A 24967-nucleotide genomic window follows, 5' to 3' on the forward strand; every position below is an offset into this window, starting at 1 on the left:
CTACACGGGGGCTGGGCCGGACGCGGGATTGCCGGCCGGTTCCTGTGGACCTCGCGCGGGCTGCATCCGTCGCCGCGGGGACAGCCGGCCGGACAGCCCGGACAGGGTCCTGCGGTTGAAGACGGCGATCCGGCGCGCCGCGGTGCCTTCGCCCACGACGAGATCCGGCATTTTCGGGTCGAGGTCGGGGCTGAAGCCGGCCGGCGGCAGGCCGAATGCCATCCGCGAGGTCTGCACCACCCGCTTGCCGAGGATGTTGTTGCCGGCACCGCCGACGATCGCGCCGACACCGAACGGGAGGGCCTTTCCGATGAAGCTGGCCCCGCCCCTGGCCGCGAACTGCCGGAGGAAGCTGCTCTTCAATCGGTCCGTCAGCGGCCCCATGATGGCTCGGGGGAGGCTGGTGGTGACGAGTTCGCCCCAGTAGACGTTGCGCGCGGCCCCATTGCCCGTGGCCTGGCCGGCCAGCTGGCGCACGAGTTCCGATCCTTCGTGTCCGAGCATCATCGTCATCACCAGGGCGCGGGCGCGTTCCGGGTCGGCGACGGCGATGCCGTGCACCTCGCTCACCGATTGGGTGAACAGGGCCGTCGCTTCGAGGAAGCCGGCCGTTTCCACCCCGGACAGGGCCAGGGTGATGCCGGTGGTCACGCCCGGGATGACCGCTGTCGCGCCGACGGCCGCGCCGCCGGTGGTGACGGCGGCGACATAGCGCCGTTCGAGGATGACGATGATCTCGACCGGGGTCGCGTGAGGGGACCGCCGGCGGATCGCGCGGATGTGCGCCAGCACGGCCGGGCGGTGGATCGCCATCACACGGTCGAAGCCCGCGATGACTCCGGACGGCAGTTGCCCGCCCTGGGGCAGACCGCCCGTTGTCGACACCATTGGTTGTGGCTTTCTGGCCATCAGAGCACGCTCCTTCGAATTCTCGATGAGTTTACGTGTCTCAGATGGGCCACTGGTGGGAATCGCCGGGCGCGCCTATACAGGGAGGATGTCTGACCCGAAATCGGAAGCATCGCGCATCCTCGGACTGAGGTTACGGCGCCGGCGACGCCAGCTCGCCCTCAATCAGGAGGCCGTGGCGCTCCTGGCCGGGCTCAACGTGTCGAATTATGCGCGTATCGACCGCGGTCACGGCAATCCGACGTTTCACACGCTGATTCGGCTCGCAACGGTGCTCGGCCTGGAGCCAGGCGATTTGATGACCGGGTTCAGCGCCGAGCAGTTGCCGCCCACACGCGACAGTCTCACGCGGTCGACCGGCTCGACGTGGACGGGCCAGATCAGGCCGACTTGATGCCGTACTGGGTGTTGTACAGCGCCAGGACCTCGTCGATGGGCGCATCCAGTACCAGCTTGCCCTTGTCCAGGTACAGACCCCGGGTGCAGAACCGGCGTAGGTCCCGTTCGTTGTGCGAGACGAAAAACAGTGTCCGTCCGCCCGCGAGGAGCTCCTCGATGCGCCGGTAGCATTTCTCCCGGAAGGCCTTGTCGCCCACGGCGAGTACCTCGTCGACGAGGAGGATCGGTTCCTCGAGGCGGGAAATGACGGCGAAAGCGATGCGCACCTTCATCCCGCTGGACAGGTGCTTATAGGGCGTGTCGACGAAATCGGCGATCTCGGCGAATTCGATGATCTCGTCAAAGCGCACGTTGATCTGCTTTTTCGTCATGCCGTGCAGGCCCGCTGTGAGGTACACATTGTCGCGCACGCTCAGGTCGTCGACGAACCCGCCGGTGATCTCGATCAGCGGGGCGACGCCCTCCGTCACGTGCACGGTGCCCTCGTCGGGCAGCACGACGCCGGTGACGAGTTTCAGGAGGGTGGACTTGCCCTGGCCGTTGCGACCGACCACGCCGATCGCCTCGCCGCGCTGCACGGAGAAGGACACGTTCCGCAGCGCCCAGAACTCGCCTGGGCGGATCCGCCGCTTGCTGCCGGCGAACATGTCCTTGAACGTGCGGCGGCCGCGCCGATTGCGTCGAAAACGGATGCCGACCCCCGTCAGGGTGATCACCGGTGCCGGCACTAGATCTCCTTCAAGACTGCGCGCTCCGTGCGCGTGAAGACAACGAGCCCGCCCAGGAGCAGCGCAAGCGACATTGCGGCGCTGACACCGACGACGGCCCAGTTGAGCTGCCCAGGGAAGAACGCTGCGCGATACAGGCTGAAGATGCCGCTGAGCGGGTTGAATGCCGCCCAGAACTGCAATTGTTCCGGTAGGTCGGTGGTGCCGTAGATGATCGGGGAGGCGTAGAAGAGGAAACGCAGCACGAGCTTGACGGCGCGCTCCAGATCGCGGAAGAAGACCACCAGCGGAGCGACGATGAGGCCCACCCCGACAGTCAGCACCGCCTGGATCAGGATGGCCAGCGGGAAGAAGACGGCGTCGAGGTTGATCTGCGCGCCGGAGAAGACCGCGAACAGCACCAGTACCGGAATGGACGCCAGGAACTCGATCCCCTTGGAGAGAACCAGCCGGTTGACCCAGATCGTGCGGGGGATCCTCGTCGACCGGATGAGCTTTGCTTCCCGAAGGAACGCCCGGGTGCAGTCGGAGACCGTGCCGTTGAACCACATCCAGGGCAGCAGGGCGGCGAGGAGGAACACGATGTACGGCTCGTTGCCCACGCCGCGCTGGAAGACCTGCGTGAAAACGAACCAGTAGATCCCGGCCATCACGAGCGGGTCGAGGATTGACCAGAAGTAGCCGAGCAGCGACGTCGAATACCGCACGCGCAGGTCCCGCTGAGTGAGCAACCAGAGGGAATGACGATATCGGGCGGAAGACGTGCGCTGCTCAGGGCGCACTTCCGCGTAACTACTCACGCGCTCTATCGTAGGGCCGCAAGACGCGGCCCCAGGTGCCAACGCCTGGAGGAACAGGCCTAGACGAACAGGTTGGCCCGCTCGAGATCCTCGGCGAAGTCGACCTCGACGGCATAGAAGTCGGAGATGTCGAGCGGTTCGACCAGCAGGTTGTTCTTCTCGATGGCAAGTTCGATGCCGCGCTCGAAGTAGTCCTGGTCGCCCACCTTCGTCAGGTGGTGAAGCAGAACGGCCTTGTAGGCGCTGGAGATGTAGTTGATGCCGACGGCTTCGCCGAGGCCGCCCTTGACGGTCTTCGACAGTTCCTTGATGTAGCCCTCGGCGCTGGTCGTGTACTTGACCTCTTCGTCGGACACCTTGGAGGTGTTGACGGTCACGAAGGACTGGTCGCGAGCCACCATGGCGGCGGCGCGATCGAGGATGGCGGGGTCGAAGACGACGTCGCCGTTCATCCACAGCACTCCGCCGGTGGTGGAGGCCTGCAGGGCACGCATCAGGCTCTTCGACGTGTTCGTCTGGTCGTATTCTTCGTTGTAGACGAAGGATGCCTGCGGGAAGGCCTCGATGATGTGCTCGAGCTTGTAGCCGACGACGATGGTGACCTTGGCCTTCTTGCCGAAGGCGTGCCCGATGTTGTCGAACTGCTGCTGCATGATCGTTCGACCGTCGTTGAGTTCGGTGAGCGGCTTCGGGAGCGAACGGCCGAGTCTGCTGCCCATGCCTGCTGCCAGAATGACTACCTGAGTGGTCACGATTGTCTCCTTCAAAAAGTTTTGGGACCGAGACAACACTCGTAGTGGGACAGAGTTTGTCTAGGGTTCACCCATAAGGTCACGTATAGACACACCGTTATGCCCGCTTCAGAATACCTTAAGGGCCATATCCGGGGGAAGAGCATGCTCGTAACGTGTTGCTTTCGTGACCCGACCGGTGTCCCGGGCACCGCAGAATGTGTCTTTGGCTGACCCCCCAAACCTGCGGTGTCAGACGGTCCTTGGTAGGTTAGCGAGGTGACTGACGTGCCCCCCAATTCCGAGCCCCGCGAGCCGAGGACTGCAGTACCGAGGCAGGTTTCCGCTGAATCAGAGGCCACGGCGACCCTGCCTGTGCGCAAGATGCCGGTGCGTAAATCCACGGTCAGAACGGCCCCGGCGCGCACGCCGGGTACCCCCCGTCCGGCCACAGCGCGCCCCACCACCGCCTCCGCCAGGGCAGCCGCGGCGGATCTCGGTGCCGATTCCGCTCCCGCTTCCGCGCTCACCGCGCCGAAGAAGCCGGTGGCCAGGGCCAGGCCCACGAAGGCCGTCGGGGCGTCGACTCCCGCCCGCGAGTCGGCGGCGGGCGAAGCCGTCTCCTCCGCCCCGGCGGCCACTCCCCGGACACCGTCCGCCCGGACGGCCGCGGCAAGGGCGACCGCCGCCCGCACGGCGGCGGCGAAGTCGGAGTCCGCCGTGAAATCGGGCGTGGCACGGGCCGGCGCGGCCAAGGCCACGGCCACCAAGACCAGCTCGGCGAAGGCCAGCGCAGCCAAAGCCAGCGCCGCCAAGGCCAGTGCGGCGAAGGCTGCAGCCGTTCGCGCGGCTGCGCTCCAGGCGTCGACCGGTCGGCTGGTTCCGGAGCCTGCCGGAAGCGGCGACGACTCGTCGGCCGGGGCCGCGGCATCCGTCGTCGACGGAGTGCCGTTTGTCGCGGACGTGCCGCTTGCACTCGAGGTGGCGGATGTGCCCCTCGCCGCGGACGTGCCGCTGGTCGCGGTGGCACCCGTTCGCGTCGAACCCGTCGTTGAACCTGTTGCCGACCCCCATGCCGTTGAGTCCGTCGTCGTTGAGTCCGTCGTCGTTGAGCCAGTCGTCGCGGAGCCGAAGCGTCCCGCATCCAACCGCACGCCCCGGAAGTCCGCGGTCGCACCGGTCGCGCCCACAGACCCTGCGGCGCCGATCGTCCTGGCCGTGAGCGGCCTGCGGAAGAGCTTCGGCCAGACCGTCGCCGTGGCGGGGGTCGACCTCGAGGTGCGGACCGGATCGTTCTATGGGATCGTCGGGCCCAACGGCGCCGGCAAGACCACGACGCTGTCCATGATCACCGGCCTGCTGCGGCCGGATGAAGGCTCAGTGACGATCAACGGGATCGACGTCTGGGGGAGTCCGATCGCAGCCAAGCGCCTGATCGGAGTGCTTCCTGACCGGTTGCGGCTGTTCGACCGGCTGACCGGCGCCCAGCTCATCTACTACTCCGGAGTTCTGCGCGGGCTCGATGCCGTGACGGTGCGGAAGCGTTCGGCGGACCTGGCCGTGGCCTTCGGGCTGGAGGAGGCTCTCAACCGGCTGGTCGCCGACTACTCGGCCGGTATGACGAAGAAGATCGCCCTGGCCTGCGCCATGATCCACTCGCCACGCTTGCTGGTACTCGATGAACCGTTCGAATCCGTGGACCCGGTCTCGGCCGTCAACGTCACCGAGATTCTGCAGAAGTACGTGGCCAGCGGGGGCACGGTCGTGCTCTCCAGTCACGGTATGGACATGATCCAGCGGGTCTGTGACCATGTGGCCATCATCGTGCAGGGTGCCGTTCTGGCGTCCGGCACCGTTGACGAGGTGCGCGGTGAGTCGACGCTCGAGGAACGGTTCATCGAACTGGCCGGCGGTCGCAAAGTGGCGGAGGGCATGGAGTGGTTGCACAGTTTCTCGGACTGAGACTCCGTCTGCTCGCCAATCTCTTCCGGCGCAGCCCCTGGCAGATCGTGGGCATCGCGATCGGGCTTTTGTACGGGCTCGTCCTAGCGCTGGGCCTTCTGGTTCTGCTGGTGGGGCTGCGATTCACCGGTGACGTCGAGGCCATCCGCGACGGCATGGTCGTCTGCGGGGCATTCGTCATGCTCGGCTTCCTGCTGGTCCCGCTCGTGTTCGGCGTCGACGACGCGATGGACCCGCGCAAGTTCGCGATCATGGGCATTCCGAATCGGCAGCTGTCGCTCGGACTGGCGGTGTCCTCGGTCATCGGGGTGCCCGCGTTCGTACTGGCTCTGGTTCTTCTCGGCACCGTCGTGACCTGGTCGCGGGGCATCCTCGAGACACTCCTGGCCCTGGTGTCCGCCGCTGTGCTGCTGGCCACGTGCATGCTGGCGTCGCGGGTCAGCACGTCCCTGGCCGCATTCCTGCTGGCGACCCGCCGGTCGCGCGAGTTCACCGGAATCATCGGCGTGCTGGTGCTGGTCATGATCGCGCCCGTCGTGCTCCTGGCCCTCAACTTCGACTGGGAACAGTACGGCCTCGACCTGCTCGGAGGGCTGTCCGCGATTCTCGGCTGGACGCCGCTGGGCGCGGCCTGGGCCGTTCCGGGAGACGCGGCGACGGGTTCCTGGGGCACGGCTTTCCTGAAGCTCCTCGTGGCACTGGCGACGGTCTACGTGCTGTGGCAGGCGTGGCAGGGCCTCGTCGCCCGGATGCTGGTCACGCCGGGTCGGGAAGCCCCGGCTCGTCAGTACGGCGGTCTCGGGTGGTTCGACCGCATGCCGCACACGCCCGTCGGCGCCATCGCCGCCCGCAGCCTCACCTACTGGCGCCGCGACTCGCGGTACTGGATGTCGCTGATCATGATTCCGATCATCCCGGTGCTCGTGATCATCCCGTTGAACTTCGCCGGGATCCCCCTGTCCTACCTCGCACTGCTCCCGGTGCCCCTGATGAGCGTCTTCCTGGGCTGGACGCTGCACAACGACGTGGCCTTCGACCACACCGCCGTCTGGCTGCACGTGGCTTCCGGCACCCGCGGTTTATCCGACCGGCTCGGCCGCCTCGTTCCGGCCCTGATGGTGGGCATCCCCCTGATCGGCATCGGGTCGGCGATCAGCATTTCCGTCTACGGCGACTGGACCGCCCTGCCTTCGGTGCTGGGAGTGAGCACGTGCATCCTGCTGACCGGGCTTGGCTTCTCGAGTTACGCCTCAGCGCGGTTCCCGTACCCGGCGACGAAACCCGGAGACAGCCCCTTCTCCCAGCCGCAGGCATCGGATACTCCGGCGGCCTTGATCCAGTCCCTGACGTTCGCCGGCTCGATCGCCCTGTCCCTCCCGGCCATCGCCTGCGGACTGCTGGGGGTCTTCGTCAGCCCGATCTGGCATCTGCCGGCCCTCCTGCTGGGCGTGGGCGTGGGCATCCTGACCCTGACTCTCGGGGTCTGGCTGGGCTCGCGGGCGTTTGATCGACGGGGCCCGGAGATGCTCGCCTCAGCAATCCGCGCCTGACCCGGTGCTCCCTGCCGTTTCCGAGCGGGGTTGCCTAGAATGTCAGGCATGACTGAAGACTTCCGTGCGAGCATCGCAGAACCCGGCAGCCCCGGCGCCGGCGGCGGCACATCCACGCTGGACCGCGAACTCGAAGAACTCCTCAACCGGGAGCAAATCGAGCCGGGCGACCACGAACGTTTCTCGCACTACGTGCCCAAGGACAAGATCCTCGAGTCCGCCATCTCCGGCAAGCCGGTGAAGGCACTGTGCGGCAAGAAGTGGCTGCCGGGACGCGACCCGGAGAAGTTCCCGGTCTGCCCGACCTGCAAGGCGATCTACGAGAAGATGAAGGCCTCCTGACCCCCAAGCGCTGACCGTGCGGCGGTACGGCCCTGGCGGAGCGGTAGGGCCCTAGCGGTACGGTTCTAGCGGTACAGGGTCGGCAGAACGGGGTCTCCGCGCCCCAGGCGGAACGCTTCCATCGGCAGTTCCTGCATGACGGATGCGTGGTGGGCGCGGGCGAGCAACGTTCCGGCCGTTCCGAGGTAGCGGTCGTCGAACACGCCGGCGGTCACCAGCGGCACGAGCAGTACGCGGTCCCGCCCCTCCGGCTCGGCGGGCGGGGCGGCATCCGCCGGATCCTCGCCGATCAGGACGACCTCGGCGCGGGCGATCCCCGCCGCGTCGAGTTGCCGCACGGACCGCTTGCGCCCGCCGACCGAGATCTTCGCGGGAGACGTCTTGGCGACCGAGACCCATTCACCGGCGTCGTCCCGGTGGGCCACCAGCTTGTAGACCATGCCCGCCGCGGGGGACCCGGATCCGGTCACGACCGAGGTGCCCACCCCGAAAGCGTCGACGGGCGATGCGGACAGCGCCGCGATGGAGTACTCGTCGAGGTCGCTGGTGACCGTGATGCGGGTGTTGACGGCGCCGAGCGAGTCCAGCCGGGCGCGGGCGCTCGCGGCCACGGTCGGCAGGTCGCCGGAATCGATGCGGATGGACCCGAGCTCCGGGCCGGCCACGTCGACCGCCAGCCGGATGCCCTTCTCGACGTCGAAGGTGTCCACCAGCAGCGTCGTCGCCGGGCCGAAAGCGGCCACTTGCGCGCGGAAGGCGTCTTCCTCGCTGTCGTGGAGGAGGGTGAAGGAGTGGGCGGCCGTGCCCATCGTGGGCACACCCCAGCTGCGTCCGGCTTCGAGGTTGCTGGTCGAGGCGAACCCGGCGATGTAGGCGGCACGGGCGGCGGCCACGGCGGAGTACTCGCCCGTGCGCCTCGATCCCATCTCGGCCAGGGGCCTGCCCAGACTCACCGACACCATCCGCGCGGCCGCGCTGGCCACGGAACTGTCGTAGTTGAGCACGCTGAGGATGAGGGTCTCGAGGATCACGCACTCGGCGAAGCTGCCGTCGACCGTGACCAGGGGGGAGCCGGGAAAGTACGCCTCGCCCTCCTGGTAGCCCCAGATGTTGCCTCGGAAGGCGTAGTTCGCGAGCCAGTCGAGGGTGGGCTCGCGAACCACCTTATTGTCACGCAGCCAGGTGAGCTCGGCATCCTCGAACCGGAACGAACGGATCAGTTCGAGCAACCTGCCGGTGCCGGCCACGATGCCGTAGCGGCGGCCGGAGGGCAGTCGGCGTGCGAAGGCCTCGAACTGGCACTCCCTATCGGCGGTGCCGCTCTGGATCGCGGCATCCACCATCGTGAGCTCGTAACGGTCGGTGCGGAACGCTGAGGATTCGGTCACTCGGAAAGCCTATCCCTCGGCCTGACTCGGCCTCGTCAAAGAGTTCGGCTTACAGCGCCCCGAAGGCGACGATGCAGTTCTGGCCGCCGAAGCCGAAGGCGTTGGCCAGCGCGAACTTCACCGGCTTCTCCCGGGCCACCCTGGGCACGTAGTCGAGCGTGCAGTCCGGGTCGGGGGTCGTGTAGTTGATCGTGGGTGGGGTGATTCCGGTGCGGATCGATAGCGCGCAGAGCAGGCCGGAGAGGGCGCCCGCGGCCCCGATCATGTGGCCGGTCATCGATTTGGGTGCGGTGACGGCGATGGAATCGGCAGCCTGACCGAGCGCCTGGCGGATCGCCGAGGTCTCGGCCCGGTCGTTGGCCTGGGTGGAGGTGCCGTGGGCGCAGATCATGTCGATGTCGCTCGGGTTCAGCTTCGACTTGATGAGGGCGCGGGTCATGGCCAGGCTCGCGAATTTGCCGGTGGGTTCGGGCGCGACGATGCTGTGGCCGTCGCTGGTGAGGGCGCCGCCCAGCACCTCGGCGTAGATCTGGGCACCGCGGGCGCGGGCGTGGGAGAGCAGCTCCATCACGAAGACGACCGCTCCCTCCCCGAAGACGAGTCCGTTGCGGTCGGCGTCGAATGGGCGGGAGGCCTCGGCCGGCGAGTCGTTGTTCGTGGAGGCCGCGTGCATGGCGTTCAGTCCGGCGAACATGACGGGCGTGATGGCGGCCTCGACACCGCCGGCGATGACGACGTCGGCGTCGCCCATGATGAGCATGGTGCGGGCTTCGAGGAGCGCATAGGCCCCGCTGGCGCAGGCCAGGGCGCTCGCGTTGACCGGGCCGTGGATGCCGAGGTCGATCGCGACCTCGCAGGCGGCCATGTTCAGCAGGGCGGAGGGCACGAAGCGCGGCGGGATGCGCCGGGAGTCTCCGGAGTTGACGAGCTCGGTTGCTTCCTGGATCTCCGCGAAACCGCTGACGGCGCTGTTGACGACGACAGCCGTGTCGATCCCTTCCATCGAGGTGCCGAAGCCGGCATCCGCCACCGCCTCACGGGCCGCGGCGATCGCGAGCTGCGAGGACCGGGAGGCGCGCTTGACCTGCTTTACGGCCATATGGTCGGCCGGAATGAAGTTCTTCACCTCGCCGGCGATCTGCGTCGGCAGACCGGTGGGATCGAACTGGGTGATCCGGGCGACGCCGCTGCGCCCGTTGGTGAGGCCTGACCACGTGTCGCGCCAATTGTTCCCCAGCGGCGTCAAGGCGCCCAGCCCGGTGATTACAACTCGATCATTCACGGTGATCATCTCCTCAAACGGCGAATGTGACGCCATCTTTGTGCGGATCTCGTCGGTTGGCGGCACCCGTATTTCGAGTGTAGTTACGGCCATATTCCCTTCTCGGTACGTGCCGGCATCCGTGCCGTGAGTCTGGGAATGCGCCCTGAAAGCACTCAGTTCCGCGGCCCGGACTGCAGGCGACCGCGCTGTCGGGCGAGCTGTCAGGGAATCCGGGTAGGCTCGTCTGTCGTGACGGATGCACCGATAGGAATCTTCGATTCCGGAGTGGGCGGCCTGACCGTCGCCCGGGCGATCAAGGATCAGCTGCCCAACGAATCGATCCTCTATATCGGCGACACGGAGCACTCCCCGTATGGTCCGAAGAAGATCGCAGATGTGCGCGGCTTCGCCCTGAAGGTGCTCGACGACCTGGTCGCGCAGGACGTGAAGATGCTGGTGATCGCCTGCAACACCGCGTCGGCTGCCGTGCTGCGGGACGCCCGCGAGCGCTACAGCGTTCCCGTGGTGGAGGTCATCCAGCCGGCGGTGCGGAGCGCCGTCCGCGCCACCCGCAACAACCGTGTCGGCGTGGTCGGCACCCTCGGCACCGTCAACTCCCTCGCCTACGACGACGCGTTCGCCGCGGCCACGAACATCCGGCTCTTCACCCAGGCCTGCCCCCGATTCGTGGAATTCGTCGAGGCGGGCGTGACCACCGGTGACGAGCTGCTCGCCGTCGCCGAGGAGTACCTCGCCCCGTTGCAGGCCGCGGAGGTCGACACCCTCGTCCTCGGCTGCACCCACTACCCGTTCCTGCGCGGCGCCATTTCGTACGTGATGGGCGACGCGGTCACCCTCGTCTCCAGCGACACCGAAACCGCCAACGACGTGTACCGGCTGCTCGTCAGCCAGGGCCTGGCGCGCACCGAGGCTGCGCCCCCCAGCTACCGGTATGAGGCCACCGGCGACAGCGCCGAGGATTTCCTTCGCCTGGCCCATCGCCTGATCGGACCGGAAATCTCCCGGGTCGACCTGGTCGAGACCGGCTCATTCAGCCTGAGCGAACTTGCCGAGTTCGCCGCTTCGCACCCCACCATCACCAAGGAGATCTCGTGACCGATATTGTGCGCGTAGACGGACGAACCACTGACCAGCTGCGCCCCGTCACGATCGAGCGAGGCTGGAGCGACCAGGCCGAGGGCTCCGCACTGATCTCGTTCGGACGCACGAAGGTTCTCTGCACAGCCTCCTTCACCAACGGCGTTCCGCGCTGGATGGCCGGCAAGGGCAAAGGCTGGGTCACGGCAGAGTACTCCATGCTGCCGCGTTCCACCGATTCCCGGATGGACCGCGAGTCGGTCAAGGGCCGGATCGGCGGCCGCACCCACGAGATCAGCCGTCTGGTCGGGCGGAGCCTGCGCGCCGTCGTCGACATGAAGGCCCTCGGCGAGAACACCATCGTGCTGGACTGCGACGTGCTGCAGGCCGACGGCGGCACCCGCACGGCGGCCATCACGGGTGCCTACGTCGCCCTCGCGGACGCGCTCGAGTGGGGCCGGGAGAAGAAGTTTCTCAGCCAGAAGGCTCAGCCGCTCATCGACAGCGTCTCGGCCATCTCCGTCGGCATCGTCGGCGGCGTGCCCATGCTCGACCTCGCCTACGTCGAGGACTCCAAGGCCGAAACCGACATGAACGTCGTCGTCACGGGCCGCGGCCTCTTCGTCGAGGTTCAGGGAACGGCCGAGGGTGCTCCCTTCGACCGGCAGGAGCTGAACTCGCTACTCGACCTGGCACTGGCGGGCACGGTGTCCCTGACCGAGTTCCAGAAGACGGCACTGGGGCGTTAGGGCCGTGCAGGTCGTTCTCGCCACCCACAATCCGCACAAGGTCGAGGAGCTGCGTCGCATCCTCGCCCCGAAGCTCCCCGCACTCGAGGTTCTCGCCTATGACGGCCCGGAGCCGGTCGAGGACGGCGCCACCTTCGCCGAGAACGCCCTGATCAAGGCGCGCGCCGCCGCCGCGCACACCGGGCTGCCGGCGATCGCCGACGACTCGGGGATCTGCGTAGACGTGCTGGGCGGGTCGCCCGGGATCTTCTCCGCCCGGTGGGCCGGTCCCGCAAGGGACTCGGACGAGAACCTGCGGTTGCTGCTCTGGCAGCTCGGTGACATGGGCGCCGAACACCGCGGGGGCCACTTCACCTGCGTGGCCGCGCTCGCGCTGCCCGACGGCACGGAATGGCACGTGACCGGTGAATGGCCGGGGCAGATCCTGACCGCGCCGAGCGGCTCCGGCGGTTTTGGCTACGACCCGATCTTCCTGCCCGACGGCTACGCCATCTCCGCCGCCGAGCTGACGCCCAACGTGAAGAACGAGCACAGCCACCGGGCCCGTGCCTTCGACAAGCTGATCCCGGTGTTGCAGACCCTGCTCGCGGTGTGACCTTCCCCGTCCCACCGCCCCGCCCCTGAACCAATTCGACGGAGATATTGCTCTAAACAGGCGGTTTCAAGGCTTTCGGGGCCGTTTCGGGCAGATTCTCCGTCGAATTGGTTCGGGGCCGGGCCCTGACGGGTGGGCTCGGACCCGGTGGGCTCGGACCCGGCGGGAGCAGGCGCGGTGCTCGATCCCGGAGAGGGGCCAACTGGCGGGGCGGCGTCGCTCGCCATACCGTGGACGCATGGGACACGATCACGCGCACACCTCGCAGACGAACCGCGCGCGGCTGTCGTTGGCGATCGGCATCGTCGCGACCGTGCTCGTGGTCGAAATCATCGGTGCCTGGCTGACCGGCTCGCTGGCCCTGCTGGCGGATGCCGGACACATGTTCTCCGACCTCGCCGGACTGCTCATCGCGTTCGCGGCGACCGTGGTGGCGGCCAGGCCGGCCACGGACCGGCAGACCTTCGGCTATCGGCGGGCCGAGGTGTTCGGAGCGCTCCTGAACGGGCTGATCCTGGTCGGCGTGGCGATCTCCGTCACGGTGGGTGCTCTCACCCGGCTCCTCGGTGCGGACGGGGGAGAGGTACGTGCCGCGCCCATGCTGGTCGTGGCCGCCATCGGACTGGTCGCCAACCTCGCGGCGCTGCTGCTGCTGCGGCCGGCGGCGAGCACGTCGATCAACATGCGCGGTGCCTACCTGGAGGTGCTCGGCGACACGCTCGGATCGGTGGCCGTCATCGTGGCGGCCGCGGTCATCCTGTTCACCGGTTTCGAACAGGCCGACGCGATCGCGTCGCTGCTCATCGCGGGCATGATCGCGCCCCGGGCGTTCGTGCTGCTGCGCGACGTGGTGCGCGTGTTCAGTGAATCCGTTCCGGTCGACACGGATGTCGCGGAGATCCGGCGGCATCTGCTCGCCACATCAGGCGTCGTGGCCGTGCACGACGTGCACGTCTGGGCGATCACGTCCGGCGCCCACGTCTTCAGCGCCCACGTCGTGGTCGAAGCGAGCGTGCTCAGCGGGGGAGGCTCCGGGGCTCTGCTCGACGCGCTGTCGTCCTGCCTGGCGGAGCATTTCGACGTGGACCACTCCACGTTCCAGCTCGAACCGGCCGGGCACGCCGAGCACGAGGACAACCCGCACCTCTGACCGGCGAGCCGCAAGGCGGTCAGCGCGGGTCCGGGGCGCCGGCGCCGGGTCAGCTGTCGCGCGTGTGCTCGTCGTTCCGCTGCTCGGGGTCCTTGGGCTCGTGTCCGCCGTCGAAAGCGTCGGAGTCGAGGACCAGAGTGCCGGTGTGGGTGGCAACCCCGCCGGTGCGCGTGGCGCGCCGGGCCTTCAGCACGGACTGCAGGTAGTGATAGACGGTGGGAATGAGCGTGATGAACACCGCTCCCAGAAGGATCAGGTCGATGTAATTCTGCACGAACTCTGCGACGGGCGGGATATAGCCCAGGAAGAAGCCGAAGTAGGTGAGGCCGGCGCCCCAGAGGAGGGCCCCGATCAGGTTGTAGAGCGAGTACTTGCGGTAGTCCATGTGGCCCACGCCCGCGGCGACCGGGGCGAACGTGCGCACGATGGGCACGAACCGCGCCACAATCACGGCGACCCCGCCGAAGCGCACGAAGAACGCGTTCGTGCGCTCGACGTTCTTGACGCTGAACAAACCCGATTCCTTGCGTTCGAACACTTTCGGTCCGAATTTATGCCCGATCAGGTAACCGGCTTCGCCGCCGAGGAATGCCGCGAACCCGATCGCCAGGGCCACCCACCAGATGTCCATCTGGATCACGCCGGCGAAGGTGAGGAGGCCGGTGATGACCAGCAGGGTGTCGCCGGGGAGTAGGAAGCCGACGAGGAGCCCCGTCTCCGCGAACACGATCGCACACACGCCCAGCAGCGCCCACGGGCCGAAGCCGTTGATGAGCACCTCCGGATCGAGCCAGGGGATGACGGCCGCAGGGGCCAGAGCAGTGTGAATCACGTAAAAACTCCTGTTGGCGTCGGTCAGATCGGCCGGGCGGCGGGATCACGGGATGCTGTGTTACAGGCTAGCCCGTATTCTCGATAGAACGCCGTGGGGCACTATGAGGTTGCCGGGCCATCGAGGAGCCCGTCGCCGCCCTCCGCCGATGCGGCATCCTGCCTGGTCTGGGCGCGGTCGGCGAACCAGGTTCGCAGTCCGAACACGATCGAGGCGGCGATGAAGACACCGGCAATCACGTATGCCGCGCTCTTGACGCCGGGGATGGCCGCCGCGTAGTAGCCGGTCAGGGTGAGCCCGACACCCCAGGCCAGCGCTCCGACGAGGTTGCTGCTGAGGAACTTGTAGTAATTCATGCGGCCGACACCGGCGATCACCGGCACGAAGACCCGCGCCCAGGGCATGAACCGGGCGACGACCACCGACCACCAGCCGAACTTGCGGTAGAAGGACTCGGTCTTGACGATGGCCGCGCGGGTGCGGCGCCCGCCGTGCCGATCGAGGTACGAGCGGCCGAAGTGGCGCCCGAGCAGGAAGCCGACTTGGTCGCCGAGGAAGGCGGCCACCCCGGTTCCCGCGGCCAGCACCGCGATGCTCAGGTTCGGTGTCGACGCCGCCACCAGGCCCGACCCGAACAGGAGCGAGTCGCCGGTGATGAAGGGGATGAACACCCCCAGGAAGACCGCCGTGCCCGCGAAGACCAGCGCCCAGACAAGCAGATAGAAGACCACGACGCCGGTGTTCGCCAGCAGGTCGTTCAATTGGCCGTCCAGGGCCGACATGTGACTCATGTGCGGGAGAGGGGACTTGAACCCCCACGCTCGAAAGCACAGGAACCTAAATCCTGCGTGTCTGCCAATTTCACCACTCCCGCGAAGTGCGGTTCCAGTGTACTTCGTGCGCCCGACCTGCCCGTGAGCGCGCGGGCCCGCGGGTGCCCCCGTCACCAGCGAGCCGGCTCAGGGGGCGGATGCGACTCCGAGCAGAGACTGCGAGAAGGCGGACGTCTGGGCCCGGAGGGCGGCGACGACGGCGGCCACGGCCGGCTGGTGCAGGGAATCCTGCCTGAGCACCATCCAGTACTGCAACCGCTCGTGGAACTGCTCCGGCAGCAGGCGCACCAGGTCGGCATGCCGGTCGCCCATGAAGCACGGCAGGAACCCGATTCCGGCCCCGGCGCGGGTCGCCTCGACGTGCACGAAGACGTTGGTGGAGCTCAGCGACGCCCGCATCGAGGGCACGAGGCGTCGCGGCGCATCCAGATCATCGACCAGCAGCATCGAATCGACGAAGTAGACGAGCGGATGCGTCGTCAGCTCCGCCACGGTCGTCGGCGTGCCCTTCTCGGCGAGGTAGTCTCTCGACGCGTACATGCCCAGCAGGTAGTAGCCCAGCCGAAACGCCTCGGCCCGGTGCGCCTGGGGCTCGCCCACCACGACCTCGATGTCCAGGCCCGAGCGGTGCTGGAGGGCACGGCGGGTCACGGTGACGATCTCCACCCGTAGCGCCGGGTGGGTTCGCTGCAGCGCGGCGATGGCCGGGGCGGCGATGTAGGCGCTGAAGCCATCCGTTGCCGACATGCGCACGACGCCGGACAGTTGGTGCGGCCGGTCCGTTGGGCCGTTCAGGATCGCGACCGCTGACTCGACGTTCTCGGCGGCGTTGAAAGCACGTTTGCCCAGTTCGGTCAGCTCCCACCCGCCGACCGTGCGGGAGAGCACCCGCCCGTCCAGAGCCCTCTCCAGTGCGGCGATCCGGCGGGAGACGGTGGTGTGGTTCAGGCCGAGGCTCTCCGCGGCCGTGGTGAAGCGACCGGTGCGCGCGACGGCGAGGAGAATTAACAGGTCGTCCGGGTTGGGCGAGGAGGCCGGGGTGGGCTGGAAGCTCATATCTGCAAGTATGCACATAGTGTGTGTAGATGTGGTCATTGATGCAGATCGGTGTGGCGGGAATACTCAAGGGATCCGTTCCGGGTAGAACGGGGCCCATCCGTAATTCACCACGAAGTGTCAGCGACGACACCGAAGGAGTCAGACATGAGCGTCAATCAGCGCGTCGAAGCCGGATCATCCGGACGGAGTGCCAGCGAAGAGACATCGGGCCTGAGAAAGATCGTGGCCGCGTCGATGGTGGGCACAGTCGTCGAGTGGTATGAATTCTTCCTCTATGCCACGGCAGCGAGCCTCGTCTTCGGCAAATTCTTCTTCCCGAACGCCGGCAGCGAACTGGACGGCATCATCGCCGCGTTCCTCACCTACGCCGTCGGGTTCATCGCCCGGCCGCTGGGCGGCATCGTCTTCGGCCAGATCGGCGACCGGCTGGGCCGCAAGCACACCCTGCAGGTCACGATCATCCTGGTCGGCGTGGCCACCTTCCTGATGGGCTGCCTGCCGGGTTACAACACCATCGGCTACTGGGCTCCGGCCCTGCTGGTGGCCCTTCGCTTCGTGCAGGGCTTCGCCGTCGGCGGTGAGTGGGGCGGCGCCGTGCTTCTGGTCGCCGAGCACAGCCCCGACAAGTCCCGTGGCTTCTGGTCCAGCTGGCCCCAGGCCGCCGTTCCGGTCGGCAACCTCCTCGCCACGCTCGTCCTGCTGACCATGTCCTGGATCCTGCCCGCCGAACAGTTCATGAGCTGGGGCTGGCGCGTCGCATTCTGGCTCTCCGCGGTGATCGTGGTCATCGGCTATTACATCCGCACCCACGTCAGCGAGGCGCCGATCTTCCTGGAGGCCCGGGCTCAGGTCGAGGCCGAGAAGGCGGTCAGCTACGGCGTCATGGAGGTCGTGCGCAAGTACCCGAAGGGCATCCTGGGAGCCATGGGCCTTCGGTTCGCCGAGAACATCCTCTATTACACGATCGTCAGCTTCTCCATCGTCTACCTGGTCACGGTGCACCAGTACGACACCAGCAAGCTGCTGCTCGCCCTGTTGATCGCCCACATCGTGCACTTCCTGGTGATCCCGCAGGTGGGACGGATGTCCGACCGCTTCGGTCGCAAGCCCGTGTACCTGGCCGGGGCCATCCTCGGTTCGACCTGGGCCTTCTTCGCCTTCCCAATGTTCGACACCCAGAATCCCGTCATCATCGTGGTGGCCATCACCATCGGACTGTGCTTCCACGCCCTGATGTACGCGGGGCAGCCGGCCATCATGTCCGAGATGTTCCCGACCCGGATGCGCTATTCGGGTGTGTCCCTCGGCTACCAGGTCACGTCGATCCTGGCCGGCTCGATGGCTCCGATCATCGCCACGGCCCTGCTGAAGGAATACCAGTCCTGGGTTCCCGTTGCCTTCTACCTCGTGATCGCCTGCGCCATCACGGTCGTCGCAGTCGTGACGCTGAAGGAGACGAAGGGGATCTCGCTGCGAGAGGTCGACGCCGTCGACGCCCGCAAGCACGGTCTGGAGCCGGTCGCGAACGGCGCCTGACCAGCCGCCCCCGACCCGCACGCACGAGCGCGATACACGCAGTACAGAGGACAACGCAATGACTGATGCATTCGAGGCCGCTTCCATCGCAGGGTGGGAGCGGCCTCGGCCGCTCGCCGGCCGCACAGCCCTAGTCACCGGGGGAGCCAGCGGGATCGGGGCCGCCGTGGTGCGCTCCCTTGCCGAACGGGGTGCCCGGGTCATCGTCGCCGACATCGATCGGGCGGCCGCGGAGGCGCTCGCCGCGGAGGTCGGCGGATCCAGCTGGGCCGTCGACCTGGCCGACACGCACGCACTGACCGACGGGGTGCTGGCGGAAGCGCTCGCCGGGGTGGACATCCTCGTCAACAACGCCGGAATCCAGCGGATCAACCCGATCCAGGACTTCGCCCCGGCCGACTTCCGTCTCATCCTCGCCCTGATGCTCGAGGCCCCGTTCCTCCTGGTCCGGGCCGCCCTGCCGCACATGTACGCGACCGGGTTCGGGCGCATCATCAACATCACCTCGGTGCACGGCATCCGCGCCTCGCCGTTCAAGAGCGCCTACGTGGCCGCCAAGCACGGCCTCGAGGGCCTGTCGAAGGTCACCGCTCTCGAGGGCGGCGAGCACGGGGTGACGAGCAACTGCGTCAGCCCCGGCTACGTGCGCACGCCCCTGGTGGAGAAGCAGATCGTGGACCAGGCGGCCGTTCACGGCATCCCGGAAGCGGAGGTGCTCAGCAGCATCATGCTGACCGAGAGCGCCATCAAACGCCTGGTCGAACCGGCAGAGGTCGGCTCGCTCGTTGCCTGGCTGGCATCGACCGACGCCGCCATGGTCACCGGGGCCAGCTACACGATGGACGGCGGCTGGTCGGCCCGCTGAGCGCGGTATTACCTGCGGCGCTGCCCGTGTGGCCAATTCAGGAGATGCGTGTCGAGTGGCGGCATGCCGCGCGTGTTTCCGCGGTCCGGCTGCTCGGGTGCCCGGCATCTCCTGAGTTAGCCACATTCGGCGGGGGACACTGGCCGCCTCGACTGAAGACGCCGGGTGCGGAACAGGCGCGCGATGGACGGGGCTGTGGATAAGTCCGGCGGCGCCTGCCCCAGGTGGGCGATCATGCAGGAATGAGCGAAGCCGTCCGTATCATCACCGAGCAGGTTCGGTCCCGGGTGCGCCGCGACGGCGTGGACCTGGCCTCCGACAACCGGCTCACCGAGCAGTACGTGCGTGACGAACTTCAGCGATACAGCGAGCGGGCCCTGGGCAGCTCGCTCCCGCTGATCGGTGACGAGCGCCAGGCGGCGCGGGAGGTGGTGGCCTCCCTGACCGGGTTCGGGGCGCTGCAGCCGTTCCTCGACGACCCGGGCATCGAAGAGATCTGGATCAACGCGCCCTCCCGGGTGTTCGTGGCCCGCGACGGCGTGCCGGAGTTGACCACGATGGTGCTGACCGAGACCGAGGTGCGGGACCTGGTCGAACGGATGCTGCAGGCATCCGGCCGCCGTGTCGACCTCAGTTCGCCGTTCGTCGACGCCTCCCTGCCCGACGGGTCCCGGCTTCACGTCGTCATCCCCGACATCACTCGCCGGCATTGGGCCGTGAACATCCGCAAGTTCACCCGGCGCATCCGTGATCTGCAGCAGCTCGTCGGCCTCGGGTCGCTGACCCAGCAGTCCGCGGAGTTCCTCCGGATGTGCGTGCTGGCCGGCCAGAACATCCTGGTTTCCGGAGCCACCCAGACCGGCAAGACCACCATGCTCAACGCCCTGCTCTCCGCCACCCGCACCACCGAGCGGATCGTGACCGTGGAGGAGACCTTCGAACTCGACCTGGCCGCGCGTGACGTGGTGGCGATGCAGTGCCGCCAGCCCAGTCTGGAGGGCACCGGGGAGATCACCCTGCGGCGCCTGATCAAGGAATCGTTGCGGATGCGCCCCGACCGTTTGATCGTCGGCGAGGTGCGCGAGGCGGAGAGCCTCGACCTGCTGATCGCCCTCAACAGCGGGTTGCCCGGAATGTGCTCGATCCACGCCAACAGCGCCAGGGACGCCCTCGGCAAGCTGTCCACGCTGCCGCTGCTGGCCGGTCGCAACATCGATTCGGCATTTGTGCTGCCGACCGTGGCCGGTTGCATCGACATCGTCGTGCACTGCGCGATCGACCGGCACGGCCGCCGTCGGGTGACCGAGGTCATCGCCCCGAGCGGCGGGCTGACCGGTTCCGTGATCGAGGCCAGCCCCATCTTCCTGATGCGCGAGGGCGCCCTGGAACCCACGGGGGGCCACCCCACCAAACTCGCCAAGTTCCGCGCGGCCGGGCTGGACCCGGCAATCGTGCTGCGGCCGGGGGCAGCATGATCCTGGTGATCGGATGCCTGCTCGGCGCCGGGCTCCTCCTGGTAGCGGCGCCGTTACTCTGGCCCCGGGCCGACCAGGCGGCAGAGCGGAGCCCGGCGCGGGGCCGGTTGCGGGGCATCCTCGCCCAGGCGGGACTCGGTTCGCTTCCGCTGGCGGCCTTCGTCGCCATCTCGCTGGTGCTGGGGCTGGCCGTGGCCGCCCTGGCGCAGGCGATTCTCGGCATCGCTGCTCTGTCGGTGGTCGCGGGGCTCTCCGGGCTGGCGCTGCCGCTGGTGACGGCGTCCCGGCGGGCGCGGGCCCGCCTTCGTGCGAACCGGGCGGTGTGGCCCGACGTCGTCGACCACCTCGTGTCCGCGGTGCGATCGGGGCTGGCGCTGCCCGACAGCGTGGGCAGCCTGGCCGGGGCCGGACCGCTGTCGACCCGGTCGTCGTTCGCCGCGTTCGCGCGTGAGTACCGGGCGAGCGGCAATTTCTCCGCGGCGGTGGACGAGCTGAAGGCGTCCCTGGCCGACCCGGTGGCCGATCGCATCCTCGAGACCCTGCGGATGGCCAGGGAGGTCGGCGGTTCCGACCTCACGGTCGTGCTGCGGAGCCTGGCCGCCTGGCTGCGGCAGGATTCTGCCATCCGGTCGGAAATCGAGGCCCGACAGTCCTGGATCGTGAGCGCGGCGAGGCTCGGGGTGGCAGCACCCTGGATCATCCTGCTGCTCCTGGCCTCCCGGCCTGAGGCGGCAATCGCCTACAACACCGCCTCCGGGGTGGTGGTGATCGTCGGCGGCCTGGTGGTCTCCGTCGTGGCCTACCAGGTGATGGTGGCCCTGGGGCGGCTGCCGGAAGAACGACGGTGGTTCCGGTGAGCGCTCCATTGGCCTGGGCACTTTTCTGCGGCACGGCGCTGGGCGTCGGCCTGTGGTCGCTGGCGAGCCTGGTGCCCCGGCTCAGCCGCCCGCGCCTGGTGCAGCGACTGGCGCCGTACATCCTCGACGTCTCGGCCGAGGCCCGGGCGTTCGTCGGGCGCACCACGGTGCACCCGATCCCCGTACTCGGCACCCTGTTCGCGCCGACCTTCGGCGGCCTGAAACGCGGGTTCGCGGCCGTTCTCGGCGGTACGGACACGATCGAACGGCGCCTGCGGCAGTCGGGATCCAGCCGCACGGCCGATGCCTTCCGTTCGGAGCAGGTCGTCTGGTCACTCATCGCCCTGGCCGCCGGGGCGGCCGCGGTCACCACGGTGCCGACCCTCCGCACCCTGCCCGTGCTCATGCAGGTCGGCCTGCCGGCCATCGCGGGGGTGTGCGGCGCCCTCGCCCGGGACTGGGCGCTGAAGCGGGCGGCCACCGCCCGCCTGGCCCGGATGCAGAGCGAGTTCCCCACGGTGCTGGAGTTCATGACGCTGTCGCTCTCGGCCGGCGAGGGGATTCTGGATGCCCTGGGCCGGGTGTCCCGCACGAGCACCGGCGAGCTGTCCCGCGAGCTGGCGGGGGTCGTGGCCGACGTGCGCACGGGTGTGCCGCTGTCCGCCGCGCTGCAGAATCTCGCTCGCCGGATTGCGCTGCCGTCGGTGACTCGCCTCGTCGACCAGGTCGTCGGAGCGCTGGAACGCGGCACCCCGCTGGCGGACGTGCTGCGCGCCCAGGCGCAGGACGCGAGGGACGAGGCCAGGCGGGGACTGATCGAGGTGGCCGGGAAGAAGGAGGTCGCCATGCTCGTGCCGCTGGTGTTCCTGATCCTGCCGATGACGATCCTGTTCGCGATCTTTCCCGGCCTGTTCATCCTGCAGAGCGGGTTCTGACGTGCCGTCCCTTCAACGAAGTGCCCACCGGGCGACCGCCCGATCAAGGAAGCTGCCCCATCGAGAAGGAGAGCAATCATGAACACACTGAGACGGCGTTTCCCGGTGCGATGGTCAGATGAGCGGGGCGACGTTCCGGGCTGGGTGCTGATCACCCTGATGACGGCCGGCCTGGTCATGATCATCTGGGGCCTCGCCGGCCCCGCCCTCAGCGGCGTGTTCCAACAGGCCATCGACAGGGTCAGTGGAATGTAGGCCCCGGATGACTTGGCCGCGGATGACCGGACCCCGGATGATTTGGCCCCGGATGACTGTGGCGTGGCGACGCCGGACGGGCGCGCTCGCCGGCGAGAGCGGTTCGGCGGTCGCCGAGTTCGTGATGGTCGGGGCGCTGCTCACCGGGCTGACGCTGGCCGTGATGCAGCTGGGGCTCGCCCTGCACGTACGCAACACCGTGCTCGACGCGGCGGCGGAGGGGGCCCGGTACGCCGCGCTCGCGGACAGCGGCCTCTCCGACGGCGCCGCCCGCACCCGGGAACTGATCACCACGGCGATCGGTCCGTCGTTCGCGACCGACGTGCAGGCCGGGTACGGCGATTACGAGGGCTTTCCCAGCGTGGAGGTGCGGGTGATCACGCCTCTGCCGCTGATCGCACTGTTCGGTCCGGGCCGCGGGCTGGAGGTGGTGGGGCATGCTGCCGTCGAGGACCTGCGCTAGTCCCGCCGAGTCGGAGCGCGGCTCGGCCTCCCTCGAATTCATCACGGCGGGCCTGATCCTGCTCGTGCCGCTGGTCTACCTGGTCCTGGCGATGGCGGCGCTGCAGGGCGGCGCGCTCGCCGTCGAGGGGGCCGCGCGCCAGGCCGCCCGCGTCTACGTGCAGGCTCCCGACGAGGCCACGGCGACCGCCCGGGCCGAACGCGCGGTGCAGTTCGGGCTCGCGGACTACGGCATCGACGCAGCGGACGCCGAGATGAGCGTCGACTGCCGGGCCGACACCGACGGATGCCTGACCCGCCGGGGCACGGTCACGGTCACGGTGCGCATCCGGGTGCCCCTGCCGCTGGTGCCGGATGTGCTGTCGCTGCGGAACGGTTCCAGCGTGCCGCTCGAGGCCTCGGCGACGCAGACGGTGTCCCGGTTCTGGCGGTCCGGATGAGCGGCGGGGGACCGGGGCGGCGGGCGGTGGTCCGGCGAGCGTCGGCGCGGCCCGGCGACGAGGACGGCTCGATCCTGTTGCTGACCATGTTCTACGGTTTCCTGGCCCTGGTGCTGATCCTCGTCACCGTGGCGGCCACGTCCCTGTACCTCGAACGGAAGCGGCTGCTGACCCTCGCCGACGGCGCAGCACTGGCCGGGGCGGAGGCCTTCGACCTCAGCGCGGTGGCCGTCACGACGGACAGCTCCGGCCCGGTGCTGCGGGCCGCCCTGGTGTCTGCCGACGTTCACGCGGCCGCCGCGGAGTATCTGGACACCGCCCCGCACGGCGGCATCGCGGGGCTGGAGCTGGCCGGGGCGGCATCCGTCGACGGGAAGAGCGCCACCGTGACGCTGACTGCCTACTGGCGGCCCCCGGTGCTCGCCGTCGTGCTGCCGGCCGGGGTGCCGATGGAGGTCACGGCGGTGGCGCGCTCGGTGTTCCGGTAGGGCGACGGTGTTCCGGTAGGGCAGATGACCCCGCGGCGCGGAACATCCGTGCCCGGCCGAACCGGTACTCTCGAAAAGCGCGCCTGCCCCGGCCGCGGGGAGGAGCGCTGTGACCGCGAAACGCGACCGCCTGACCGGTGCGGGCGCCCAGGTCGTCACAGAGGTCAGCATTAACTTCGGCTCGTCCCTCGCCGGCCTCGCCATCCCGCTCGTCGGCTCGCCCGTCGTGGTCGCGGTGCGGCAGCTGGTGATGGCGGCGGCCGTGCTGCCGTTCTACCGGCCGAAACTGGCCGGCCTCAGCTGGCGGCGCCTCTGGCCCGCCCTGGCCCTGGGCGTCGTGCTCGCGGTGATGAACCTGACCTTCTACGAGGCCGTCGACCTGCTCGGGCTCGGCATCGCCGCCACCATCGAGTTCCTGGGGCCCTTCGCCCTGGCCCTGGCCTCGTCGCGCCGCCCCCTCGACTTCGTGTACGCCACCGCGGCCGCGGGCGGGGTGTTTCTGCTGACCTGGTCAGACGGCACTCTGAACGTGCTCGGCGTTCTCTATGCGCTGACGGCGGCGGCGGCTTGGGCGGCGTACATCCTGCTGACCCGGCGGGTCGCCACCGCCTTCCCTGGCCTGGAGGGCATCTCCGTGGCCAGCGTCGTCAGCCTGACTCTGCTGGTGCCGTTCGCGCTGATCACGGTCGACTGGTCCAGCCTCGACTGGGGCGTGCTCGGGCTTCTGCTGGCGATCGGGGTGCTCTCGTCGGCCTTCCCGTACACGCTGGACACCTTCATCCTGCGCCGGATCACCCCGCGTCTCTACGCGATCATCACCAGCTTCGGGCCGGTGATCGCCGCGTTGTTCGGTGCGCTGGTGCTGGGGGAGACGTTCCTGTTACAGCAACAGATCGCCATCGTCGTGGTGTGCGTCGCGGCCGGGGCCGCGATCGCCGGCCAGCGCGAGACACCTAAATCCGAGCTCGAGATCGTCGGGGGCGCGGTCCCCTGACCGGGCCCCCGGGCATCCGTCGCCCGCTCCTCGGCAGCTAACCAATTCGACGGAGATTCTGCTGTAGAATCACGCTTTCGGCCGGTTTGGGGCCGATTCCGGCAGAATCTCCGTCGAATTCGTTCAGGACGAAGCCGGCTCCTGTGACTTGACCGTCTAGGGGCGTGGGTCAGTAACGGCAAAGTTTAAAACGCCGCCGGATTTCCCGTCCTTGGCCGTGGGGTCTGGGAAAATTGCTTATGAGCGATTCTGATGGCCTGTTCCCCGCGAC

Annotated in this window: 27 protein-coding genes and 1 tRNA gene; 18 read left to right on the plus strand and 10 right to left on the minus strand. The window is 68.3% G+C overall.

Annotated features, from left to right (window positions below):
- On the minus strand, positions 1–909 hold the full coding sequence (locus tag E3T24_RS12265; RefSeq protein WP_241975893.1) for a hypothetical protein: 909 nt from the start codon (positions 907–909) through the stop codon (positions 1–3).
- Positions 910–997: 88 nt separating this feature from the next.
- On the opposite strand from E3T24_RS12265, the gene E3T24_RS17425 reads away from it, so the two are divergent.
- Complete coding sequence (locus E3T24_RS17425) at positions 998–1303, plus strand: helix-turn-helix transcriptional regulator (RefSeq protein WP_160141025.1); 306 nt, start codon at positions 998–1000, stop codon at positions 1301–1303.
- On the opposite strand, the gene E3T24_RS12275 is transcribed toward E3T24_RS17425, so the two are convergent.
- From E3T24_RS12275 to E3T24_RS12285, 3 genes are read right to left on the minus strand one after another with little or no spacing between them, the layout of a single operon-like run.
- Positions 1290–2036, minus strand: coding sequence for an ABC transporter ATP-binding protein (locus E3T24_RS12275; RefSeq protein ID WP_134366023.1), 747 nt, complete (start codon positions 2034–2036; stop codon positions 1290–1292). The genes E3T24_RS17425 and E3T24_RS12275 overlap by 14 nt on opposite strands.
- A complete protein-coding gene (locus tag E3T24_RS12280; RefSeq protein ID WP_241975892.1) occupies positions 2036–2836 on the minus strand; it encodes an ABC transporter permease in 801 nt (266 codons plus the stop codon). Before E3T24_RS12280 ends, E3T24_RS12275 begins: the two co-directional genes overlap by 1 nt.
- Positions 2837–2895: 59 nt before the next feature.
- On the minus strand, positions 2896–3588 hold the full coding sequence (locus tag E3T24_RS12285) for a phosphocholine cytidylyltransferase family protein (RefSeq protein ID WP_134366022.1): 693 nt from the start codon (positions 3586–3588) through the stop codon (positions 2896–2898).
- A gap of 258 nt (positions 3589–3846) precedes the next feature.
- Between E3T24_RS12285 and E3T24_RS18045 the strand changes: the two genes are divergently transcribed.
- The 3 genes from E3T24_RS18045 to E3T24_RS12300 are packed head-to-tail and all read left to right on the plus strand — an operon-like array spanning position 3847 to position 7421.
- The gene (locus tag E3T24_RS18045; RefSeq protein ID WP_241978699.1) at positions 3847–5529 is read left to right on the plus strand and encodes an ABC transporter ATP-binding protein; all 1683 of its coding nucleotides are present in this window, start codon (positions 3847–3849) and stop codon (positions 5527–5529) included.
- Positions 5505–7079: a hypothetical protein gene (locus E3T24_RS12295; RefSeq protein WP_241978700.1), complete on the plus strand. Its 1575-nt coding sequence runs from the start codon at positions 5505–5507 to the stop codon at positions 7077–7079. Before E3T24_RS18045 ends, E3T24_RS12295 begins: the two co-directional genes overlap by 25 nt.
- Positions 7080–7127: 48 nt before the next feature.
- Complete coding sequence (locus tag E3T24_RS12300) at positions 7128–7421, plus strand: DUF3039 domain-containing protein (protein ID WP_134366020.1); 294 nt, start codon at positions 7128–7130, stop codon at positions 7419–7421.
- A 65-nt stretch (positions 7422–7486) separates the two neighbouring features.
- Here the strand turns inward: E3T24_RS12300 and E3T24_RS12305 are convergent, their stop codons facing one another.
- Together E3T24_RS12305 and E3T24_RS12310 are read right to left on the minus strand one after the other, a co-directional pair.
- Positions 7487–8809 (minus strand): nicotinate phosphoribosyltransferase, encoded by a 1323-nt coding sequence (locus E3T24_RS12305; protein WP_134366019.1) that lies wholly within the window; start codon positions 8807–8809, stop codon positions 7487–7489.
- A gap of 49 nt (positions 8810–8858) precedes the next feature.
- A complete protein-coding gene (locus tag E3T24_RS12310; protein WP_198419678.1) occupies positions 8859–10091 on the minus strand; it encodes a beta-ketoacyl-[acyl-carrier-protein] synthase family protein in 1233 nt (410 codons plus the stop codon).
- A 231-nt stretch (positions 10092–10322) separates the two neighbouring features.
- Here E3T24_RS12310 and murI point away from each other — a divergent pair, with 231 nt between their 5' ends.
- The 4 genes from murI (at position 10323) to E3T24_RS12330 (ending at position 13665) form a co-directional block, all read left to right on the plus strand.
- The gene (gene murI / locus E3T24_RS12315) at positions 10323–11189 is read left to right on the plus strand and encodes a glutamate racemase (RefSeq protein WP_134366018.1); all 867 of its coding nucleotides are present in this window, start codon (positions 10323–10325) and stop codon (positions 11187–11189) included.
- Positions 11186–11920 (plus strand): ribonuclease PH, encoded by a 735-nt coding sequence (gene rph, locus E3T24_RS12320; protein ID WP_134366017.1) that lies wholly within the window; start codon positions 11186–11188, stop codon positions 11918–11920. The genes murI and rph overlap by 4 nt, the downstream gene beginning before the upstream one ends.
- A gap of 4 nt (positions 11921–11924) precedes the next feature.
- Positions 11925–12515 carry an RdgB/HAM1 family non-canonical purine NTP pyrophosphatase gene (gene rdgB, locus E3T24_RS12325; protein WP_134366016.1) on the plus strand — a complete coding sequence of 197 codons (591 nt, stop codon included), beginning with the start codon at positions 11925–11927 and terminating at the stop codon, positions 12513–12515.
- A gap of 238 nt (positions 12516–12753) precedes the next feature.
- Positions 12754–13665 carry a cation diffusion facilitator family transporter gene (locus E3T24_RS12330; RefSeq protein ID WP_134402695.1) on the plus strand — a complete coding sequence of 304 codons (912 nt, stop codon included), beginning with the start codon at positions 12754–12756 and terminating at the stop codon, positions 13663–13665.
- Positions 13666–13714: 49 nt separating this feature from the next.
- On the opposite strand, the gene E3T24_RS12335 is transcribed toward E3T24_RS12330, so the two are convergent.
- From E3T24_RS12335 to E3T24_RS12350, 4 genes are all read right to left on the minus strand, one after another.
- Positions 13715–14482 (minus strand): VTT domain-containing protein, encoded by a 768-nt coding sequence (locus E3T24_RS12335; protein ID WP_134366064.1) that lies wholly within the window; start codon positions 14480–14482, stop codon positions 13715–13717.
- 116 nt (positions 14483–14598) lie between these two features.
- Complete coding sequence (locus E3T24_RS12340) at positions 14599–15288, minus strand: DedA family protein (RefSeq protein ID WP_241975890.1); 690 nt, start codon at positions 15286–15288, stop codon at positions 14599–14601.
- Position 15289: 1 nt separating this feature from the next.
- Positions 15290–15371: transfer RNA gene (locus E3T24_RS12345), tRNA-Leu, on the minus strand.
- An 85-nt stretch (positions 15372–15456) separates the two neighbouring features.
- On the minus strand, positions 15457–16386 hold the full coding sequence (locus tag E3T24_RS12350; RefSeq protein WP_241978701.1) for a LysR family transcriptional regulator: 930 nt from the start codon (positions 16384–16386) through the stop codon (positions 15457–15459).
- 147 nt (positions 16387–16533) lie between these two features.
- Between E3T24_RS12350 and E3T24_RS12355 the strand changes: the two genes are divergently transcribed.
- The 10 genes from E3T24_RS12355 to E3T24_RS12395 all read left to right on the plus strand — a co-directional run bounded on the left by E3T24_RS12355 (position 16534) and on the right by E3T24_RS12395 (position 24696).
- On the plus strand, positions 16534–17925 hold the full coding sequence (locus tag E3T24_RS12355; RefSeq protein WP_134366013.1) for an MFS transporter: 1392 nt from the start codon (positions 16534–16536) through the stop codon (positions 17923–17925).
- 58 nt (positions 17926–17983) lie between these two features.
- Entirely contained in the window at positions 17984–18790 is an 807-nt protein-coding gene (locus E3T24_RS12360; protein ID WP_134366012.1) for a 3-hydroxybutyrate dehydrogenase, read from the plus strand.
- Positions 18791–19032: 242 nt separating this feature from the next.
- Positions 19033–20265, plus strand: a complete 1233-nt coding sequence (locus tag E3T24_RS12365) for an ATPase, T2SS/T4P/T4SS family (protein ID WP_134366011.1) — start codon at positions 19033–19035, stop codon at positions 20263–20265.
- Positions 20262–21122 (plus strand): type II secretion system F family protein, encoded by an 861-nt coding sequence (locus tag E3T24_RS12370; protein WP_134366010.1) that lies wholly within the window; start codon positions 20262–20264, stop codon positions 21120–21122. The genes E3T24_RS12365 and E3T24_RS12370 overlap by 4 nt, the downstream gene beginning before the upstream one ends.
- Complete coding sequence (locus E3T24_RS12375; RefSeq protein WP_134366009.1) at positions 21119–22057, plus strand: type II secretion system F family protein; 939 nt, start codon at positions 21119–21121, stop codon at positions 22055–22057. Before E3T24_RS12370 ends, E3T24_RS12375 begins: the two co-directional genes overlap by 4 nt.
- Before the next feature lie 78 nt (positions 22058–22135).
- The gene (locus E3T24_RS17430) at positions 22136–22312 is read left to right on the plus strand and encodes a hypothetical protein (RefSeq protein WP_166787107.1); all 177 of its coding nucleotides are present in this window, start codon (positions 22136–22138) and stop codon (positions 22310–22312) included.
- A gap of 52 nt (positions 22313–22364) precedes the next feature.
- Positions 22365–22775, plus strand: a complete 411-nt coding sequence (locus tag E3T24_RS12380; RefSeq protein ID WP_134366008.1) for a TadE/TadG family type IV pilus assembly protein — start codon at positions 22365–22367, stop codon at positions 22773–22775.
- Positions 22750–23214, plus strand: coding sequence for a hypothetical protein (locus E3T24_RS12385; RefSeq protein WP_134366007.1), 465 nt, complete (start codon positions 22750–22752; stop codon positions 23212–23214). The genes E3T24_RS12380 and E3T24_RS12385 overlap by 26 nt, the downstream gene beginning before the upstream one ends.
- A gap of 26 nt (positions 23215–23240) precedes the next feature.
- Positions 23241–23702 carry a pilus assembly protein TadG-related protein gene (locus E3T24_RS12390; protein WP_241975888.1) on the plus strand — a complete coding sequence of 154 codons (462 nt, stop codon included), beginning with the start codon at positions 23241–23243 and terminating at the stop codon, positions 23700–23702.
- A gap of 109 nt (positions 23703–23811) precedes the next feature.
- On the plus strand, positions 23812–24696 hold the full coding sequence (locus E3T24_RS12395; RefSeq protein ID WP_134366005.1) for an EamA family transporter: 885 nt from the start codon (positions 23812–23814) through the stop codon (positions 24694–24696).
- Positions 24697–24967: the final 271 nt, after the last annotated feature.

The sequence above is a fragment of the Cryobacterium sp. TmT2-59 genome (genome assembly GCF_004403545.1).
GTDB classification, from domain to species: domain Bacteria; phylum Actinomycetota; class Actinomycetes; order Actinomycetales; family Microbacteriaceae; genus Cryobacterium; species Cryobacterium shii.